Annotated in this window: 17 protein-coding genes and 8 tRNA genes; 13 read left to right on the top strand and 12 right to left on the bottom strand. The window is 42.2% G+C overall.

From position 1 onward, the window contains the following. The first annotated feature begins 652 nt into the window (after positions 1-652). The 6 genes from CIK94_RS05480 to CIK94_RS05455 are packed head-to-tail and all read left to right on the top strand — an operon-like array spanning position 653 to position 4,310. Entirely contained in the window at positions 653-1,690 is a 1,038-nt protein-coding gene (locus tag CIK94_RS05480) for an RNA ligase, Rnl2 family (RefSeq protein ID WP_158216516.1), read from the top strand. Between the two features lie 58 nt (positions 1,691-1,748). Next, positions 1,749-2,333, top strand: a complete 585-nt coding sequence (locus CIK94_RS05475) for a metallophosphoesterase (RefSeq protein WP_094421764.1) — start codon at positions 1,749-1,751, stop codon at positions 2,331-2,333. Positions 2,334-2,335: 2 nt separating this feature from the next. Further along, positions 2,336-3,103, top strand: coding sequence for a metallophosphoesterase (locus CIK94_RS05470; protein ID WP_094421750.1), 768 nt, complete (start codon positions 2,336-2,338; stop codon positions 3,101-3,103). Further along, complete coding sequence (locus CIK94_RS05465; protein WP_094421748.1) at positions 3,103-3,552, top strand: hypothetical protein; 450 nt, start codon at positions 3,103-3,105, stop codon at positions 3,550-3,552. The genes CIK94_RS05470 and CIK94_RS05465 overlap by 1 nt, the downstream gene beginning before the upstream one ends. A 23-nt stretch (positions 3,553-3,575) precedes the next feature. Continuing rightward, the gene (locus CIK94_RS05460; protein WP_092108797.1) at positions 3,576-3,878 is read left to right on the top strand and encodes a helix-turn-helix domain-containing protein; all 303 of its coding nucleotides are present in this window, start codon (positions 3,576-3,578) and stop codon (positions 3,876-3,878) included. A 15-nt stretch (positions 3,879-3,893) separates the two neighbouring features. Beyond that, a complete protein-coding gene (locus CIK94_RS05455; protein ID WP_025002845.1) occupies positions 3,894-4,310 on the top strand; it encodes a hypothetical protein in 417 nt (138 codons plus the stop codon). Between the two features lie 49 nt (positions 4,311-4,359). On the opposite strand, the gene CIK94_RS05450 is transcribed toward CIK94_RS05455, so the two are convergent. The 12 genes from CIK94_RS05450 to CIK94_RS05395 all read right to left on the bottom strand — a co-directional run bounded on the left by CIK94_RS05450 (position 4,360) and on the right by CIK94_RS05395 (position 8,396). Then, positions 4,360-4,433, bottom strand: a tRNA-Cys gene (locus CIK94_RS05450). Positions 4,434-4,440: 7 nt separating this feature from the next. Beyond that, a tRNA-His gene (locus CIK94_RS05445) sits at positions 4,441-4,513 on the bottom strand. A gap of 7 nt (positions 4,514-4,520) precedes the next feature. Further along, positions 4,521-4,607 (bottom strand) — tRNA-Met (locus CIK94_RS05440). 6 nt (positions 4,608-4,613) lie between these two features. Continuing rightward, positions 4,614-4,686, bottom strand: a tRNA-Trp gene (locus CIK94_RS05435). A gap of 4 nt (positions 4,687-4,690) precedes the next feature. After that, positions 4,691-4,772, bottom strand: a tRNA-Tyr gene (locus tag CIK94_RS05430). Positions 4,773-4,781: 9 nt separating this feature from the next. Further along, positions 4,782-4,854: transfer RNA gene (locus CIK94_RS05425), tRNA-Phe, on the bottom strand. Between the two features lie 5 nt (positions 4,855-4,859). Then, positions 4,860-4,947, bottom strand: a tRNA-Ser gene (locus CIK94_RS05420). A 6-nt stretch (positions 4,948-4,953) separates the two neighbouring features. Beyond that, positions 4,954-5,038 (bottom strand) — tRNA-Ser (locus tag CIK94_RS05415). A gap of 239 nt (positions 5,039-5,277) precedes the next feature. Continuing rightward, entirely contained in the window at positions 5,278-6,285 is a 1,008-nt protein-coding gene (locus tag CIK94_RS05410; protein WP_094421746.1) for a HipA domain-containing protein, read from the bottom strand. A gap of 2 nt (positions 6,286-6,287) precedes the next feature. Then, positions 6,288-6,596: a HipA N-terminal domain-containing protein gene (locus tag CIK94_RS05405; RefSeq protein WP_094421744.1), complete on the bottom strand. Its 309-nt coding sequence runs from the start codon at positions 6,594-6,596 to the stop codon at positions 6,288-6,290. Then, positions 6,583-6,804: a helix-turn-helix domain-containing protein gene (locus tag CIK94_RS05400; RefSeq protein ID WP_094387771.1), complete on the bottom strand. Its 222-nt coding sequence runs from the start codon at positions 6,802-6,804 to the stop codon at positions 6,583-6,585. Before CIK94_RS05400 ends, CIK94_RS05405 begins: the two co-directional genes overlap by 14 nt. Before the next feature lie 143 nt (positions 6,805-6,947). Continuing rightward, entirely contained in the window at positions 6,948-8,396 is a 1,449-nt protein-coding gene (locus CIK94_RS05395) for a phage integrase SAM-like domain-containing protein (protein WP_254046142.1), read from the bottom strand. A 583-nt stretch (positions 8,397-8,979) separates the two neighbouring features. On the opposite strand from CIK94_RS05395, the gene CIK94_RS05390 reads away from it, so the two are divergent. From CIK94_RS05390 to CIK94_RS05360, 7 genes are read left to right on the top strand one after another with little or no spacing between them, the layout of a single operon-like run. Then, positions 8,980-9,198 (top strand): helix-turn-helix domain-containing protein, encoded by a 219-nt coding sequence (locus tag CIK94_RS05390; RefSeq protein ID WP_094421742.1) that lies wholly within the window; start codon positions 8,980-8,982, stop codon positions 9,196-9,198. 5 nt (positions 9,199-9,203) lie between these two features. Beyond that, on the top strand, positions 9,204-10,061 hold the full coding sequence (locus CIK94_RS05385; protein WP_094421740.1) for a DUF4007 family protein: 858 nt from the start codon (positions 9,204-9,206) through the stop codon (positions 10,059-10,061). Further along, entirely contained in the window at positions 10,048-13,275 is a 3,228-nt protein-coding gene (locus CIK94_RS05380; protein ID WP_094421738.1) for a hypothetical protein, read from the top strand. The genes CIK94_RS05385 and CIK94_RS05380 overlap by 14 nt, the downstream gene beginning before the upstream one ends. Beyond that, positions 13,272-14,372: a phosphoadenosine phosphosulfate reductase gene (locus CIK94_RS05375; protein ID WP_094421736.1), complete on the top strand. Its 1,101-nt coding sequence runs from the start codon at positions 13,272-13,274 to the stop codon at positions 14,370-14,372. Before CIK94_RS05380 ends, CIK94_RS05375 begins: the two co-directional genes overlap by 4 nt. Positions 14,373-14,379: 7 nt before the next feature. After that, positions 14,380-16,674, top strand: coding sequence for a DEAD/DEAH box helicase family protein (locus CIK94_RS05370; RefSeq protein ID WP_094421734.1), 2,295 nt, complete (start codon positions 14,380-14,382; stop codon positions 16,672-16,674). A gap of 2 nt (positions 16,675-16,676) precedes the next feature. Beyond that, complete coding sequence (locus CIK94_RS05365) at positions 16,677-16,904, top strand: hypothetical protein (protein WP_094421732.1); 228 nt, start codon at positions 16,677-16,679, stop codon at positions 16,902-16,904. Further along, positions 16,901-19,069 (top strand): AAA family ATPase, encoded by a 2,169-nt coding sequence (locus tag CIK94_RS05360; protein ID WP_094421730.1) that lies wholly within the window; start codon positions 16,901-16,903, stop codon positions 19,067-19,069. The genes CIK94_RS05365 and CIK94_RS05360 overlap by 4 nt, the downstream gene beginning before the upstream one ends. Positions 19,070-19,072 lie beyond the last annotated feature (3 nt).

The following is a 19,072-nucleotide window of genomic DNA, read 5'->3' as shown; positions in this document are numbered from 1 at the left end:
CTACCCATACCCATTCATACTGACCTGTCGCTTCATTTAGGACACGATCTCTTTCACGTTTTACTTTTGTTCTCATACACTTTTGTTTTAGGCATCCAAAAGTGTCAAGTTTTTTTAGGGTAAGTCACTTATTGTTGGAATTATTTGGTCACGCAGACTTTTTTATACACAAGTGTATAAGCAATAATGCCTCTTAAAATAATTCCCTGAAATTTTGGTCAGTTATACGAAAAAGTGTACCTTTGCAGCCAATTTTACGAAAATCCATAAAAATAGCAGTAATGCAGAGACAGAAATTTAACACATTAGGCGGATTGAACATTCAGAGCACATGGTGCCTTGAATGCGATTCCTATATGCATACGTCAAGCATTGCTGCACCACGCTATTCAGATAGGAAGACTTTCCATATTGCACAAGGAGGGAGTGGATTACTCCTGACATAATTGTACGTGCAAACACGAGATTAACGAAGTGGTTGGAAAGTCAGCAATGCTTTCCAACCATTTTTCGTTTGTGCCTATCACAACCATGAACACTGTCGACTTACCACCGACAAGACTTCTCCTCATCGGCCTGGCCTATGGCACAACATGTAGTCAATCAATTATTAACCGCGCAGGGATGCGCAAAAACAAGAAGGAACAAAGAAATGTTAGAATTCAAAAAGTACAGCTCCATCGAGAATTCCTTCAACAGAGAGTTCATGGAGCGCATCGTGGCAGAGATGCCAACCGATTTGGAATATGTGGTACAGGAAAAGGTACATGGTGCCAACACCAGTTTCCTCTGCGACGGAGAAAACGTAAGGTTTGCAAAGCGTACCTCCATGCTGGAAGCAGAGGAGATGTTCTACGACTATCCCGAACTGCTTGAAAGGTACAATGACAAAGTCGTGGCCCTTGCCAAGGATGTCCTCAGCAGATATGAGGACGTGAGGAGCGTCAATGTCTTCGGTGAGATGTTCGGTGGAACCTATCCTCACAAGGATGTGCAGCCCAACCGTAAGTTGTCTCTCATCCAGAAGGGTGTATGCTACACTCCTGAACATGAGTTCTATGGTTTTGACATCTATGTCATCAATGAGGAAGGCGGTAGGTATCTGCTAGTAGATGAGGTGAACGAGCTTTTTGATAAGCACGGATTCTTCTATGCCAGGACTCTGTTCAAGGGCACTCTCGGTGAATGTCTCAAATACCCTAATGCTTTCCAGAGTAAGATTGCTGAATGGCTTGGCTTCCCTGCCATCGAAGACAACATCTGCGAAGGCATCGTGATAAGACCTGTCGTTCCCATGTACCTAAGAAATGGAAGCAGGGTGCTCATCAAGAGCAAGAACGAGCGTTTTGCCGAAAAGAAGAGCGTGAAGAAACGCAACAAGCTCTTTGCCGAACCTGTTCCTTACAGCGAAGCCTTGAAGGCACTCATCCCTGAGGTGGAGGCATACGTTACCGAACAGCGTTTGGCAAATGTGGTGAGCCACATCGGTGAAGTACATGTGCCTAAAGACTTCGGTAAGATTATGGGGCTGTTCTCTAAGGATGTACTCGAGGATTTCCTGAAAGAACATGGCGGTGAGTATGGTTGCCTTGAAAAGAGCGAACAGAAGTTGCTCAACAAGGAACTGAACAAACTTTCCACTGAGATGGTGAAGAAGGTCTATATGGGCCAGGCTTACATACTCGATTAATTAACAGACTCTCTCCGTGCTCCAGATGGGGCATGGAGAGAATAATACAAAGAAGAAAATGAATTTCAAGTTTAATGCAGAACATACGTTCTTTACATCAGATACGCACTTCAATCATGCGAACATTATCAAGTTTTGCAATCGTCCATTCAAGGACGTAGAGCAGATGAACGATGTGATGATTGCAAACTGGAACAGCGTGATAGGTAAGGATGATACAGTTTTCCACTTGGGCGATTTCTGTCTGGGTAGTGCGGCAGAATGGACAAAGATACTCGACCGTCTGAATGGCAAGATTTATCTAATCATGGGTAACCACGATTTGAAGAACATTCGACAAGGATTCATCAGCCGCTTTGAACATGTTGCCATGCAGATGCGAATCGAGATAGGGAAGAAGAGAATCTACCTATGCCACTATCCCTTTCTCTGTTTTGAGGGCGGCTATAAGGATGATGTTTGGCAGCTGTTCGGACACGTCCATACCCGAAGGAGCAATTCAGGCATTGATGCCGGAAGACTCCAGTATCTCTATCCGACACAATACGACGTAGGAGTGGACAATAACAACTTTACCCCAGTATCGTTTGGGCAAGTAAAGAGAATCATTGACAAGCAAGTTGAACAAAGTAAAGAAAAGTAACAATGAAGATACAATACATGAGTGACCTGCATATGGAGTTCGCAGAGAACAGCAGGTATCTGAAACATAATGAGTTTCCTGTTACGGGTGATGTGCTGGTTCTGGCCGGTGACATCTTCTATCTGAGAAACGATGTGGCCCCACTGGGCAAGTTCTGGAAATGGGCATCGACAAACTATCGCCAGGTACTTATTGTTCCAGGCAACCACGACTATTATGGTCATTATGACATAATGACTCGTGGTATGCAATGGGAATGGATGTTTAAGGAGAATGTCGGCTATTACCAGAATCAGGTAGTCAGAATCGATAATGTCGATTTCATCTTCAGCACCCTTTGGTCGCATATTCCGCCAGGTGATGAATATATCGTGTCCCATGGATTGAATGATTTCTACCAGACGCTGTATGAAGGCCATCGCCTAACAGTAGATGATTACAACCGGATGCATCAGTTCTGTCTTGACTTTATCAAACGGGGCGTAGCCGAAAGCACGGCAGAAAAGATTGTTGTAGTGACCCACCACCTGCCTACGCAACAGGTGGTGGCACCGCAGCATCTTGGCTCAGACCTAAATTCAGCATTTGCTACGGAACTTGGAAACTTCATTGTTGACAGCCCGATCAATGTCTGGATTTACGGTCATTCACACACGAACATCGACACAACGATAGGACATACTAAAATTGTGTGTAATCAGATGGGATATGTGTTTGCGAATGAGTATCTGACAAACGGATTTGACTTCGGCAAAATGATAGAGATTTAATGAATGACAAACATACAAAGAAAAAGTATACAATTATGAGTGGAGGCACTTTTGATTATTCACAACGGACTATAGAACTTATAGCCGATGATATAGAACAAACCATCTTGGAAGCAGGGAGAAAGATTCCAGATGTATTATTGGAAGAACAGCAACATCGTTACTCACGGGAGATACCATTAGAGGAACAATACTATAGTTCCTACAATCGGAAGACAATGGATATCATGAAACGGGCAGTTTATATCCTTAGAATGGCATACATATATGCTCAACGAATAGACTGGATGTTGTCAGGTGATGACGGTGAAGATGATCTCGTTAGACGCTTAAACAAAGAACTGCATGAGCTTAAAACGAAGTATCCTAGCGGAAAGTTCACGTTTAAGAAGAAAAGAGTTCGGTATGATGATGACTACGGATGCTTCCGTGAAATTCCAGATGAGTAAATGAATTATAAAAACAGGTAAAAATGAATAGGAAAAATAAACAAAGTGATAGAGAAATCTTAGAAGAAATACTTATGATTCTAAAAAATATGAAAGCCTCTCCTGTAGTTGTCCAGCCCTCTATGAAGGTTTACAATAACAAAGAGGTTATGGAATTACTGGGAGTGAAGGATAAATATCTCAAAAAACTAAGGGATAATGGATATCTTGGTTTTTCAAGAGAAGGCGATAAGTATTGGTATACGCAGAAAGACGTAGATTGTTTTCTGCACAGTTTTCATTATGAACCATTTAATAGCAATATAAACAAATTATGGACTCTTTAAATTATAAATACATTCATGCCAGTAAACAAAAACGCATTATTGCGTTACAAGATAATAGACAGATGCCTACGAAACAGATACAGAAGATGGACGATAGAGGACCTGGTTGATGAAATATCTGAAGCGCTGTATGATATGGAGGGTATCCGCAAAGGCATCTCTTTGAGAACTGTTCAGAACGATATTCAGATTATGCGTTCTGACAAGCTCGGATACAATGCGCCCATTGAGGTATATGATCAGAAGTACTACAAGTACGCTGATCCGAACTACTCTATTACAGAGTTGCCCCTGACAGCTGAGGACTTCAATCTTATTACTAAAGCTGTGAAAATGTTGGAAACGACAGAGGACAAACCAGAGTTTCAGCAAATGGGTAGAATACTCACACGGGTTAAGAAAAGGCTGACGGCAATTCTTAACTATGGATAATGGAAAGACTCCAGTTCCTTTTATCGGCAACTGGAGTCTTTATTTGTTGAGTGAGGAATCGGATTCGAACCGATGAATGACGGTTTTGCAGACCGTCCCCTTAAACCGCTCGGGCATCCTCACGTAATAGGGAGTTTGACAGGTTTCGAACCTGCGACCACCAGAGCCACAACCTGGCGCTCTACCTACTGAGCTACAAACTCCATGTAGTTGCGGGAGCAGGATTCGAACCTGCGTCCGGTTTTTGGCCGGCCCAGCTTATGAGACTGGTGAGTTGGGCCACTACTCTATCCCGCGATTTTGCAGAAGCAGAAGGGTTCGAACCTCCGACCTTCGGTTTTGGAGACCGACATTCTACCAACTGAACTATGCTCCCATCGTTGAGGTGGAGGGACTCGAACCCACGAAGCCGAATGGCGGCAGATTTACAGTCTGCTCTCGTTGCCGCTGGAGAACACCTCAATATATTTGTGGAACCTCGTGGAGTCGAACCACGTTCTCAGGATTTTCAGTCCTGCGCATACACCAAGTCTGCCAAAGTTCCATCAGAGGAGGCTAAGGGATTCGAACCCTTGGAGCGTTTCACCGCCCTCTGGTTTTCAAGACCAGTGCAATAGACCAACTCTGCCAAACCTCCAATTTGCGGAAGCAGAAGGATTCGAACCTTCGGAGCCTTGCAGCTCGGCACGTTAGCAGTGTGCTGGTTTCGACCGCTCACCCATACTTCCATTGGATTTCGGGGGCAAAGGTACAATGCCACTCTGCAGCCTTTCTGCGTAACAAGAAAAAGTTACAAAAAATGATTATTTTTCGCTAATGATTATTGACAAATTAGCTTTTCCCATAAGTACAAAGCATAAATGCCCAAATGAATTACTGATAACAAGTAGTCATTCGGACATTCTTATGTAAATCTTGGAAAAATGTATAAAAAGAGGCAAAAACACCTTGGAAAAGTGTAATCGCATCATTTAAATCCCAACGTTGCACGTCGATAGTTGTACGAAAGCCAGTAGCTGCGTTTTAATGGGTCTGACAGGAAGGAACGGTTGATCAATTCTTTGGCCAACGGATGTTCCTTAGCAAAGAAATCCAATTCCCGTTTCACCAATCTTACAGTCATACCAATGCGATGACCAAACTCCTCGAAGTCCTTACGGGCAACACTTCTTGTATCGGATAGTTGCATGCCTTCTTTGAACAATCCTTTATCAAGGGCGAAGATGCGTGGCATGCTCAAATGTAGACTGGTATTGATGAGGTCGTAGGCAGGGGTGAGGTGGTATTCTCCGTCACCTCGGTTGATTAGTGAGAAATTTTTCAGATGCGCGTCATCGTTGAGGGTAAGATAGTTGAAGACAACGATGCGGAAGAACTTTAGGATTTCAACGGGAGCAGCCTTGACGTATTTGCGGATGATGTCGGCACACTCCTCGTAGCTCAAATTACTATATTTGTAATCACTGCCACCATTGGCATTGGTAAGTCCTGCCAGCGAGGCGAAATCTTCCTGACTGTACTTCTGTCCATCTGGTCCGACATCGAAACGTCGGCAAAGATAGGCTGCTTCACCATCTTGGAAAAAACAAATGCCATTAGCGGCAGTCTCAATGTGATAGACTTGAGAAGCCAACTGCATCGTCAGATGCTCATTGGCTGGACAATATTTACGGTCAAGCAAAGCATAGGATGAAGGAGCCGGTTTCAAGATGTATGTTCCACGTTCACCTTCGGCTGGCTTTACCAAATGTCCCTCACTATCCAGCACCAAACTCGCCTTGGGCTGAACGCCAGAGAGCGAGATGCGCCCCACGTTCTTCAGATAGGCTTCATTGTCGGCACTGTCATTGTTGGGGCTGTCAAAATCCAACACATGAAAAACCTCCTTCCCGTCAAACAATAGTTTTCGGGCTACAGGAGAATAGGTGGTAAAGTCTTCCTGCAAGGTGGAAGGGCAAACATTGACCTCTATCATATTCACATCGGTTTAATGGTTACGGCTCCGATGGTATCGTGCCCTGCTGTTGCAAGCATGATACCAAAATCATCGTTTTCATCGATATAATGCAACATGGATTGCACCTGGCGATTGGAGCCTTCAGACAACATGTTATAAAAATAAGGAAAGAGATGGTTGGAACGGTAAGGCTCTTTTCTTACGGGCATTGCCAAGCAAACTGGCTCGCCGTGGTAGTCCTTACCATAAGTGAACACATATTCCCTGGCATCCGTCTCTTGCAATATGCCAGCCTCCATGTCATGAACATAAACCTTACACTGTCTCATAGTCAAGTTGCTTGATGTTAATGTCTATTTGCAGACCCAAAGTATCGAGTATTGTGAGCAAGGTGGCGAGCTGAGGATTACCCTCGCCTCGTTCAATCGCTACAACGGTATTAACAGCTACACTAGCCAGGTCAGCCAATGTTTGTTGGTTGATACCCAATTTTTTCCGCCTTTCCTTGATGACATTCCCTATTTCCTGCTGTGTCATAATCTCAATATATTGCGATTTCGGTGCAAAGATAAGCAATTCTTTTCAAACAAAGACGCAAATTCTCAATAAAATGCGATTTTGGGTATAATTTACTATGAATTGCCATAAAAACATGTAAAAATCACAACGAATTGCGATTTTTATTGTTGTCCCATCATCTTCTTTAGCATTTCCTTCATCTGTTCAGGAGTAAGACTATCAATGTCGATAGGTTCTTCTTCCTTTTTGATGTTAAGCAACTTACTATTGTTACGGAATCGGATTTCAAGAGGATACATGTCCTGATAGCCGCTGGTGACATCGTTACCTTGCGAGTGCCCCATACTTTCAGAGATGTACAACTCCTCTACGCCAGCCAGTTTCAGATTTGTGGCAAAGGAATGACGCGCCCATGTTCCAGACACCACCTTGTCCCATCCAAGTACTTCTTTGCATATACGGTTCATGCGGTCTTTGATGTTGGAGTTTTCCTGTACCGTCAACTTTCGACGCAGGGTCTCATCTGTGGCTCCATTGAAGATTTGTGGAAAAACATATGCGTCCTTCTCTGGCTTGGCTCCAATCTCATTAAGGATCACTTTGAGTGGTTCTATGATAGGAACGATAACCACCGACATACTGTTGCTTCGTGCCGATGTTTTCTTTCGCATAAACTCAAAAGCACGACCACCTTCTGCAAAGTAAGTACGGTTGTAGGTCAAACGTCCTGCATCGGCAAGATTGAATCCATTGCACAGATATTGTGCCAGGAATAGGCCCAAAGAATCATGGGCACGTTTCTTATAAGCTGGATCCCAACCTTCGGGATAGCGCTTCTCAACGAAGACTTTATATAGTTCCGTCATTTCATCAACGCTAAGGTATGATTGTTGGCGACGTTTACCTCGTGGAATTGAGATGAGCGTGTTGTCCTTGTTGGAGAAGGGGTATTTGTCCTCGGTCAAAAAACCTTGGCGAATACATTCATTCCAAACAACACGGCAGGTCCGAAGATACATACCACGGGTGGCATCAGCAATCTTTCCGACGACCTTGCCGTTTTCGACCACACCATTTTTCATTACATCATTCCACTTGTCAATTACGTTTTTGCCGACCATGAAGCCCTTCACATCACCAACGTATTTAAGGAAGGAGTTGAGTGCCCACTGGTAGTTCTCTGCTGTTCCCACTCTGTCTTCTGCTTTCATCCTGGCAATAATACTCTCCCAAACACCTACAAAAGATGTGGCTTTATCATATTCGATTTCCGCACCTGTCAGATAAGTACGGATAAGGTCGAGTGTTAAAGTCTGCGTCTTGCTCAGTTTCTCCAGTTTTTCCCTGTAGCTTTCTAGCATCTTTTGCCATTCGACATGGACAGGCATGAGCGAACTTTTCGCTCCTTTCACGCTACATACGTCATTGAAGTACTTTTCGCTTTGATAGTCCATATCCTTTAGCTTGTAGTAATACCGTTTAGCTGCTATCTGAAAACAGATGGCCAAAGGGTATACATCCGTACTCTTATTGGTACGTTTGTCTAGAACTAAAGTAAGTGAACAGTTGTCCACTTTTCCGCACTTGATAGATGTCTTTTCAGCCTTCATAACTATAGTCTGTTGCTTCGTTCATGAGAATCTTGCGAACAATTTGCGAACAAAATCGCCCATTAATTTAGGTTTATTAAAATTTCACTTTTGCGCTGCAAAGTTAAAAAATAATTGTTATACAACAACTTACAAAGCCAAGAAAAATTTTATGAAACTATAAAAAATTTCATTTCAACAGACTCATAATCTGGAGGTCCCTGGTTCAAGCCCAGGCTGGTCCACACTGAAAATCAGCAACTTAGAAGAAATTCAAGTTGCTGATTTTTCGTTCTGCGTAAACAATGCGTAAACAAACTTTTTCAGTTTACCCCTATGATACGCAATTCTATCTTTGAGTATCAATGATAATGTTACCAAGTCAATTTGTGAGACAAGTCTCACTTTTTAGGGTGGAAGCGGAAAGATCTCTATTTCCACAAACCACAATGTCTTTATTATTTAACGAATGATAAATAAGTGTTTTTGAAAGCAAAATCACATTTTTTCATTCCTTTATAGCAGTTCAATGCTTAAAAAACGTTGAAACATTCTTTTTTCTCGGCTTTTTCCTGTAAATTTGCAAGCAACTAATGAACATAATATGAACATTATTCAAAAAGGAATGGCACTTAACCGTCTGAAGATTGTCCTTGTTGAACAGGGTAAGACCGGTAAGTGGTTATCCGAACAATTAGGCGTAACCGTACACACAGTTTCAAGATGGTGTCAAAATCGGAGTCAGCCCTCCGTGGGTCAATTGAATGAAATTGCGAACATCTTGCAAGTTGATGTGCGAACACTGATGATTTCCAATTTGTAAATAACATGGCACAGACATATAGATTTTCCGGGCATGAATCTTTCCCATGCAAGACGTTATGGCTGAAAAAAGGCTATGACTTTATAGCCAATGGGAAAGATTTTAATAGTCCAGATGCAGTAATAGACCTCGGAGTCGGTAAGAATATGGTAGCCTCTATCCGTTTTTGGCTGAGGGCATTTGGCATAACCGGTGTTGATGGAAACCTTACCGATTGGGGTATCTACCTTTTTGATGAAAAGGCTGGTAAAGATAGGTATCTTGAAGATTTGGCAACGCTTTGGCTATTGCATTTCAATATTGTTTTTTTGCAAGAAGCTACTATGTATAATTGGCTTTTTTGTGGCTTGCAACGCGAACGCACACAATTTACTCGCGAACAAGTCGTAAATTTTGCTAGACTTCGAATGATTGAAGTCGGCAAAAAGAATCTCTTTAATGATAATACAGCAAAAAAAGACGTTGCCGTTCTCCTTCAGAACTATGCCTTACCTCGTAAAGCACAGACAAATGAAGATTATTCTTCACTTTTGATAGACCTTGATCTTATTCGTCAGAATGCAGAAGGCAAGGACTACTACTTCAATATTGAAGGGAAGCGCAAGGTGACAAAAGAAATCTTCTTGTATGGACTTCTCAAAATAAAAGGGACTGACAATACAATTCCTTACGAAACCATTCAAGAGCGACTTGGTTTGTTATTCTGCATGAATGACAGTGAAACAATCAACATGTTAAAAGAACTATCCAATACATATTCTAAATATTTAGCTTATAGCGATGTTGCAGGCATTCGTCAGATTCAGTTTGTTGGAGTATTGGAACCAAGAAAAGTATTAGACGATTACTATGCGAACATTTAGTTTATCAGCCAACATAGAGAACGGATTTGCAGAGGGTTCCCAATATATTGTAACTCCAAATGCTCAGAAAGCCATTCATAACATAGTAAATGACTTCCGTTCTGGCATACATAGCTTTACCATTATTGGTACATATGGAACAGGAAAGTCCAGCTTCTTACTTGCCTTGGAATCCGATCTGCTCAGAAAGAGTGAAAAGAAATATCTTCTTGAAGAAAGCAACCTTTCTGATTCCTCTGGCGGATATGAGTTTCTGAACATTATTGGTGATTATGCAGAATTGTCTAAGTTGCTGAGTCAGAAACTGAATGTCGAAGGTAGCAGCAATAGCATTCTTGACGAATTGAAATATTACTATAATAGTTGTCAGCAGAAGAAAAAATTTCTTATTGTGGTAGTCGACGAGTTCGGAAAGGTGCTGGAACATGCCGCCAAAAACAATCCTGAGCAGGAACTCTATTTTATGCAAAAACTGGCAGAATTTGTGAACGTGCCAAATCGGAACATCCTACTTCTTACCACTCTACATCAGAATTTTAGTTCATATGCCAAAGGACTTTCTGAGGCGCAGTCCAATGAATGGACAAAGGTAAAAGGCCGCTTCAAGGAAATCACTTTTGTGGAGCCAATAGAACAGTTACTACAACTGGCATCTCAGCAGTTACAAGATGAGCGCTCAACCAAAGTACCATCCTACACAAGTGAAATTTTCAAATTAGCCAAAGAAACTCGTTTTGTATCACAAGACTTTTCTGAAGATGTGGCCAATCAACTTTACCCTCTTGACACCTTTTCAGCATACGCTATAACAACGGCCATTCAACGTTATGGTCAGAATGAGCGTTCGTTGTTTACCTTCCTTTCATCTAAAGGGAGCAATTCCGTGTCGGAATTTGAGACTGCGAAGAACCTAACTTATAATCTACAGAAGGTATATGACTACATCTTATATAATTTCTACAGCTATCTGAAAGATGCCAATGCCGACTCCATGAGCTGGAGTAGCATGCAGGTTTCCATTGAGCGTGTTGAAGGACAGAATTGGGAAGACAAAGAACAGATGCTTGCTGCCGTCAATATTGTGAAAGCCATCGGTTTGCTCAACCTATTCAGCGTGGCAGGCTTCCGTCTGACGGCAGAGAGTATGGCTACTTATGCACGTCTTGCCATGAACATCCCTGATGCCGAATCCATTATCCGTCAACTGGAGACAAAAAAGATAATCCGTTTTGCTGCATATAAGGAGCGATTGATGCTCTTTGAAGGAACAGATGTAGATTTAGAGGCGGAGATTCGTGAGGCGGGACTAATGGTAGCACGTCCAGTAGTATTCGTGAATGAACTTCGAGTATTCTTCAACAAGCGTATCTCGCCTGTCAAAGCCCACTATTATCACAAAGGGACACCGCGTTTCTTCGATTACCGCATAGAAGAGGAGCCTCTTGACATTACCCCTTCTGGCGATACTGACGGTTACATTGAATTAATCTTCTCCACATCGAAGAATGCTCTAAAAGATATAAAGGAGAAAAGTGAGAACTCTGAGCATGCGCTGATATTTGCATACTTTACAAACACAGAAGATATTGTAGAACACCTGTATAGTATAAACAAATACAGATACTTGCTCGAACGGGTGCTTGACAAGAACGACCGCGTGGCAGTATCGGAAATTCAGAAGTTGAAGGAGTATGAGGAAACTCTTCTAAACAAGTCAATCAGCGACAATCTATTCTCCTACCGTAACCGTGTGGTTTGGATTTATAATGGCAAAGAACAAAAGGTGGAATCGCACCGTGATTTCAACCAGCTACTATCATTAGTCTGCAACGAGGTGTATAGCAAGACACCTGTCATGATCAACGAACTGTTCAACAAGCATAAACTCAGTGGAACAATATCGGCAGCAAAAAAGAATTATCTTGTAGCACTTACAGAACATTCATCAGACCCAGATCTCGGTTTCCCCGATGAAAAGTTTCCTCCAGAGAAAACGATCTATTACTCTCTGTTGAAGAATACGGGACTACATAAAGATGGAAACTTTGCTGATATGCCGACCAATGATGGTATCATGCCACTATGGGATGCCTGCGAGTTTTTTTTGAGAAATACGGAGAATAAAGCTCGAAAGATATCGGAACTTATAAAGATGCTTTCAGCTCAGCCCTACAAGCTGAAACAGGGATTCCTTGATTTCTGGATTCCAACATATTTATATATTAGGAGACAAGACTTTGCACTCTATGATGCCTCTCGTGGAGCTTATATGCCTGAGGTGAATATGGAGTTCTTTGACCTGTTGCAAAAACATCCAGCCGACTTCGAGATAAAGAAGTTTGCCATGGATGGCGTGAAACTTGGCTTCTTCAACCAATATCGCCGCTTTGTCAATCTCGGCGATGAGTTCTCTATTACCAACGAGAACTTCATCGAGACCATTAAGCCATTCCTCAGTTTCTATGTGCGGCTCAATGACTACACGAAGCATACTCACAAGTTCGACCATTCATCTACAATGCGTTTCCGTGACGTGCTTGCAACAGCCAAAGATCCTGAAAAAGCATTCTTTGAGGACTTGCCAGAGGCTTTGGGCTTCGATCAGGAGAAACTGAAACAGAAAGAGTTTATCAATCAGTATGGTCAAATTATTCAGCGGGCTATTCGTGAACTACGCACTTGTTACACGCATCTGATAGACCGTTTAGAGGAACGTCTTGTGGATGGACTAGGCTTGGAGTCTGGGGAATATTCGGAATATGTAATAGAGATTCGTCATCGCTTGGCCAATGTGAAGACTTATCTGCTGACCGACAAGCAACGGGAGTTTTATCACCATGCCATGACGGAGTACGATAATCGCATTTTATGGTATCAGTCCATCTGCTATACTATTCTGGAGCAGCGTTTGGATGCTTTGCGCGATGAACAAGAGGAAAAGTTAGCCGATGACCTTGTATATCTGTTTCACGAATGCGAAAAGTACTCTGCTATATCTAAGCATACTAATAAGGGTGACAACAATGAAGCCTACTCCTTTGATCTGGTAACCAATAAAGGAACGAACGTTCGTACTCAGACATATGTGCTGCCCGAGAAAGACAAGGAACGTTCATCAGAACTTGAAATCAAAATCAGCAAGTTACTTTCTGGAGATACTAATGTGGATGTGTGCACTTTGCTGTCCATCCTAAACAAAAAGATGAAACAATGAAGGTAAGACACATATTAGGAATATCAGGCGGCAAGGATAGTGCTGCACTCGCCATCTATCTAAAGCAGAAGTACCCAACATTGAAGATTGAGTACTACAATTCAGATACCGGTTGCGAACTGGCTGAGACCGAAACGCTCATTAACCGACTGGAAGCCTATCTCGGAAAGATAGAGCGACTTCGTGCTGCAGAAGGAAGTCCAGAGCCGACTCCTTTCCATCACTTTTTGAAAGCGATGGGTGGTTTCCTGCCTTCGCCACAGGCCCGTTGGTGTACGAAAAAGATGAAACTCGACAAGTTCGAGGAATATGTGGGCGATGACTATGCCGTTTCCTACGTGGGTATCCGTGGCGATGAAGACCGCGACGGCTACATCTCTTCCAAGCCGAACATTCAGGCTGTGTTCCCCTTCCGCAAGAACATTTGGAGCATCGATGTCATCAACAAGTTCCTGCACAGGGAGAATCTTGACCAGATTGTTGACATCTACGAGCGTCTTACCCCCGAAGGATTTCTCCGCGACGAGATACTTGAAACCGTGAAGCGTCCCATCACCAAGACGTTCTACTACTCCAAGAAGATGAACGCCCTGCTCGACTACGACGTGAAACTCTTCAATCATGCCGTCTTCGAGTATCTGAAAACCACCGACTATCCCGTGGGCAAACTCGACGAGTTCCCACTGCTCGACAATACCGACGTGCTTGTGAAGGAAGATATCTTCCGCTTGCTCCGTGAGAGTGGTGTGGGCGTGCCGGCTTACTACGAAGAGATTCCCTTCGAGGTCGATGGCAAGACTGGCACCTATTGCCGCAGCCGCAGTGGTTGCTACTTCTGTTTCTTCCAGCAGAAGATAGAGTGGATATGGCTATACGAGCAGCATCCCGACCTCTATCGGCAAGCAATGGAATTTGAGAAAGACGGCTACACCTGGAATCAGAATGAGAGCCTTGCCGACCTCATCAAGCCAGAGCGCATTCGTCAAATAAAACTCGACATCATCCGCCGTCAAGAAGATAACCGCCAACAACAAAAGGGAACAACCCTCGTTGACATCCTCGGTGATGACATTATGTGTACGAACTGCTTTATATAGAAAAGTTATGCTGAAAACTAATGTACTATGGCCATTAAGCAGGAGATTTAAGTCTCGCACAGAGTGGGAGCCAATAGGCTTCTTCTCTGAGGCATTATGTAATGCTACACAGTTTGACTTAAAACTTGGTTTCTTTTCTTCATCAGCAATAAACATCTTGTCAGATAGTTTTGCAACATTCCTATATAATGGAGGTCGTATGCGTCTGGTCATCAATGATATTCTATCTGAGGAGGACAAAGATGCTATGATTATAGTTGAGTCTGATTTGAGTGTGCCATTCTTTGATTTGCAAAATATAGAAGAAGTCAAGAATACATTGTCTGAGCGAAATAGACATTTCTTTGAATGTCTGTCGTGGCTCATACGGAACGAACGCATAGAATTCAGAATCATTGTGCCAAAGGATGGAACAGGCATAGCCCATTCAAAATGCGGTGTCTTTTTTGATGGACTAAATAAGGTTGCGTTTGATGGTTCTTGCAACTTTTCAAGAACAGCTTTAATTTCTAACATAGAGAGCATTACAGCGTTTTGTGATTGGGACGGCCAAGGAGATGTGTGCAAAATAGAGGATATAGCCTTAGATTTTGAGAACACTTTTGAAGGGAAGGATGACACCGTAACCTATCTGGATGCCGAAAAAGTAAAGACGGCAATAACAGAGAACTTTCATAGTAAAGACATCAAGGAATTACTTGATGATGAGCAACAGCTACTAGACAAAAGATTGCACAATGAAGAAACCTTACCCGAAAGTATTCGTCGAGTTCTAGTAAGAGCTAAAAGCAAAGTAAAGGGTATCATTGACAATTTAAGCCAAAATGATGCTATTAAAGATGCTAAGACACAAGAGCCTAAATTTCCTTATTCTGAACCGAGAGAATATCAGAAACAGGCTTATGAGAATTGGAAGGCGAACAAACAAAAAGGCTTGTTTGCTATGGCTACTGGTACAGGTAAGACCTTGACTTCCCTTAATTGTCTACTGAACATTTACAAGAAGTTTCATTTCTACAAGGCTATTATCCTTGTGCCAACCATAACCTTAGTTGACCAATGGGAGTCAGAATGTAAGAAGTTCCATTTCTACAATATTGTCAAAGTCTGTTCCAAAAATCATAACTGGAAAAATGAAATTGATAATATAAAGTCAAAAGAGGAATTCAATTTCTCGGGAGTAGAACCTTCATACATTATCATTTCGACATACGCATCCTTTGCGAGGGAAACAATTTTTCATGACTTGGTTGGTTTCAGTAATAAAGCTACCAAACAAATATTACTCATCGCAGACGAGGCGCACAATATGGGTGCAGGTCGCATTCTTGACCGTCTTGATGGCGTGAAGTTTCTAAGAAAAATAGGTCTCTCTGCCACACCTGAAAGGCAATTCGACGAAAAAGGCAATAGGGAAATTATGCATTTCTTTGGTGCAGAAGACCATTACACCTTCGAGTTCAGTATGCAAGAAGCCATTGACCATAATCCACCATATCTGTGCCGATATTATTACTTTCCACATCTGGTAAGACTAACAGATGATGAAATGTCTGAGTACATGAACATTTCGCTAAAACTGGCAAAGTTCTTCAACTACGACAAGAGCACATTTCCCCAAGCGGATGACATCCTTATGAATCTGCTTTTGAAACGCAAGCGCATCATTCATAAAGCCAGAAACAAGAAAGAGGTGTTCCGACATATTCTTAATGAAAGATATAAGGAAAAGGGCAATTTGAAATACACATTAGTATATGTGCCCGAGGGTAGTCGCCCGGATGATAACAATGCAGATATATATGATACTTCGGAATCTTTACCCATTGACGTAGATGCAGATCACTTGATAGATGACTACACTCAAATCGTTAAGGAAATAAGCGACACGACAACAGTAAAGAAATTTGTTTCTGGCATTAAAGAGAGAAATGAGATTCTGGCAGACTTCGCTGCAGGAAAACTTGAAGTGCTTACATCTATGAAGTGTCTAGATGAAGGTGTAGATGTTCCAAGAAGTGAACTGGCTATTTTCTGTGCAAGCACGGGTAACCCCAGACAGTTCATACAGCGCAGAGGTAGGATTCTGAGGCTTCACCCAGATAAGAGATACGCAGTCATCCATGATTTAGTAGTAGCTCCAGAAGTAAACTCTGCCGCAGAAAACTTTAGCATGGAGCGCAGCCTTCTGTCAGGGGAAATACGTAGAGTCAGAGACTTCGCACGTTTGTCTGAGAATGCAGATTACGCATATAATGAATTAGAAGAAGTTTTATCATATTACAATATTCCACTATTCTGACTATGGCAAGAAACAACGACAACAAAATGCTACAAGCAGTCTTGCTTGATGAAGACTTGATGAAGTTTGGTGAATACACACCTGCGGACATCAGTACGATTGAACAGGCACTTGATTCAGACAACTATGTAATCAATGCCGTAGCCCAAATCATAAAGAGAATCGGAGAAGGAGCTACTGAAAAGGAACTCTGGAAAGAAATAAACAAATATCTAATGGACAACGTATGATTATCAAAGAAATCAGAATCAAGAATTTCCGTAGTTATTATGGAGATAATAACCGGTTTGAGTTATCCAATGGATTGACTCTGATACTCGGTGACAACGGAGATGGTAAAACGACCTTCTTCGATGCTTTACTATGGCTATTCAACACCACCATAGATAAAGGAAACATTGACCACATGTCTGAGATGCGCAAATCCAAGATGGAAATTGGCGAGCAAGATGAGGTTTCTGTTTTTATGTCTTTCGAGCATGATGGAGAGAAGTCTGTAGAAAAGTCATTCACAGTAGAACGAGTGAGTGAGGATTTCTTTAGAGTTGGCAACCTTGTATATAGAGGATACGAAACTATAGGGGCTGAACGTGTTCAAGTCAGCGGGAAAACCCTAATAGATAGATGCTATGACGCTTTTATCCAAAGGTTTAGTATGTTCAAGGGCGAGTCAGAACTGAATGTTTTTGAGAATGCTACTGCCCTTAAAGACTTGGTTGACAAGTTCTCTGATATTCGGAAGTTCGACGACCTTGTTGAATACACCTCCTTGTTTGAAGAAAAGTCCAACTCTGCTTACTTGAAAGAGATGAAGTCGGACAAGAAAGTGGCTAAGGAAGCCCAATCTCTGGAAGTTCAGATTTCACGTCTCGGAGAAGACATCTCCAACAAGAAGAGGGATATAAAAGAAAAGACAACTTCTTTGGAAGTATTCTCAAAGAGACTAGGCGAACTGGAAGAAAACCAAGAAACCTCAGAACGCTATAAGGATATTCAAAGTCGTCTAAAGACGAAAGAGGACAAGAAAACCAAGCTAAAGGCAAAGATTGGGCAGATTGATTATAACCATGCCCTCTTAGATAAAATGTGGATTCTCTGTGCATTCCCCGCTATACTTCAAGAATTCAAGCAGAAATGTTCTGCACTCAGCAGAGAAAAGCGACAACAAGAGAAAGATTATGACAAGCAAAGAGCCATTGAAATAGGCAAATTACAAGCTGTCAAAGAAATTCAGGGAGCTTTAGTGAATGGTGCTCCAGAATTGCCTTGGTATCTGCCGAATCAAGAAACAATGGAGGAGATGCTGCATGACCATATCTGTAAAGTATGTGGTAGACCTGCAGAAGAAGGGTCTGATGCTTACATTTTTATGCTCCAGAAACTTGAAGAGTATAAGCGGCATATTGCCATGGAAGCAGAGCGTAAGAGCCAGCAAGAGGCTCTTGAAGAAAAAGAACTTTTCAAATTCAACAACATAGAAGGGCTTCATAATCTAAGTATTGCGTTGAGCGGCAACAACGAATCGCATATCTCTGGCATTGCTCGGGAAATCAGCGATTGGAGAGATTTAGTTGACCGTTTGACACAGGATTTGAAAGAAGTTGAAGAACAGATACAGGACATCATTGACGAGAAATCCCGCTTGCTCATTCAGGCTGGAAACGTTTCAGAAGCCGTATTGGAAAAGGATTTCAACGACATTAAAGGACTATTTGAACAAAAAGGACGTGCAGAGGTGCGGCTCATAGAACTGAATGGAGAATTGGAACGACTACAGAAACGCATGGACGAACTGCAAAAGCAAATGGACGAATTGAACCCAGATAGTTCTCAGGTAAAGGTCTACCGTGAGGTGCATCGTGTGCTTGAAGAGATTGCCAAAGCTTTTTCCGTGGCAAAAAAGGAAAATCTTCGCCGATTCCTTGCCGATATGGAAAATAAGGCCAATGACTATTTGGAAATGCTTAGCGCAAGTGATTTCCATGGAGAAATACATCTGAGACAGACTGCCGATGATTCTACTGAGATCCGATTGTTCAGCTCGAATGGCACGGAAATAAAGAAACCCTCTGGTTCACAATTAACAGTGATGTATATCTCTGTACTCTTTGCTATCTCCGATTTTACACAAGAAAAGCGAGATGAGGACTATCCGCTTATCTTTGATGCCGCCACGTCATCGTTTGGTGATTCAAAGGAGGAAAACTTCTACAATGTCATTGATCGACTTAATAAGCAGTGCATCATCGTTACCAAAGACTTCATTTCCAAAGGGAATGTACGACTTCAAGATATTGAACGTCTGACATGTTCTGTGTATCGCATCAAAAAAGCAATTGGCTTTGATGCTCGCAATATGGCAACTATACGTACAACCATTGATAAACTGAAATAAAAA

The organism is Prevotella sp. P4-51, from assembly GCF_002251455.1.
GTDB lineage: Bacteria > Bacteroidota > Bacteroidia > Bacteroidales > Bacteroidaceae > Prevotella.
This window is presented reverse-complemented; position numbering and strand designations above follow the sequence as displayed.

Coding starts and splice junctions, on each gene's coding strand:
- CIK94_RS05380 (WP_094421738.1), top strand. CDS start 10,048: ATGCGAACATTTAGTTTATCAGCCAACATAGAGAACGGATTTGCAGAG.
- CIK94_RS05385 (WP_094421740.1), top strand. CDS start 9,204: ATGGCACAGACATATAGATTTTCCGGGCATGAATCTTTCCCATGCAAG.
- CIK94_RS05370 (WP_094421734.1), top strand. CDS start 14,380: ATGCTGAAAACTAATGTACTATGGCCATTAAGCAGGAGATTTAAGTCT.
- CIK94_RS05465 (WP_094421748.1), top strand. CDS start 3,103: ATGAATGACAAACATACAAAGAAAAAGTATACAATTATGAGTGGAGGC.
- CIK94_RS05360 (WP_094421730.1), top strand. CDS start 16,901: ATGATTATCAAAGAAATCAGAATCAAGAATTTCCGTAGTTATTATGGA.
- CIK94_RS05395 (WP_254046142.1), bottom strand. CDS start 8,396: ATGAAGGCTGAAAAGACATCTATCAAGTGCGGAAAAGTGGACAACTGT.
- CIK94_RS05455 (WP_025002845.1), top strand. CDS start 3,894: ATGCCAGTAAACAAAAACGCATTATTGCGTTACAAGATAATAGACAGA.
- CIK94_RS05410 (WP_094421746.1), bottom strand. CDS start 6,285: ATGATAGAGGTCAATGTTTGCCCTTCCACCTTGCAGGAAGACTTTACC.
- CIK94_RS05405 (WP_094421744.1), bottom strand. CDS start 6,596: ATGAGACAGTGTAAGGTTTATGTTCATGACATGGAGGCTGGCATATTG.
- CIK94_RS05390 (WP_094421742.1), top strand. CDS start 8,980: ATGAACATTATTCAAAAAGGAATGGCACTTAACCGTCTGAAGATTGTC.
- CIK94_RS05480 (WP_158216516.1), top strand. CDS start 653: ATGTTAGAATTCAAAAAGTACAGCTCCATCGAGAATTCCTTCAACAGA.
- CIK94_RS05375 (WP_094421736.1), top strand. CDS start 13,272: ATGAAGGTAAGACACATATTAGGAATATCAGGCGGCAAGGATAGTGCT.
- CIK94_RS05400 (WP_094387771.1), bottom strand. CDS start 6,804: ATGACACAGCAGGAAATAGGGAATGTCATCAAGGAAAGGCGGAAAAAA.
- CIK94_RS05365 (WP_094421732.1), top strand. CDS start 16,677: ATGGCAAGAAACAACGACAACAAAATGCTACAAGCAGTCTTGCTTGAT.
- CIK94_RS05475 (WP_094421764.1), top strand. CDS start 1,749: ATGAATTTCAAGTTTAATGCAGAACATACGTTCTTTACATCAGATACG.
- CIK94_RS05470 (WP_094421750.1), top strand. CDS start 2,336: ATGAAGATACAATACATGAGTGACCTGCATATGGAGTTCGCAGAGAAC.
- CIK94_RS05460 (WP_092108797.1), top strand. CDS start 3,576: ATGAATAGGAAAAATAAACAAAGTGATAGAGAAATCTTAGAAGAAATA.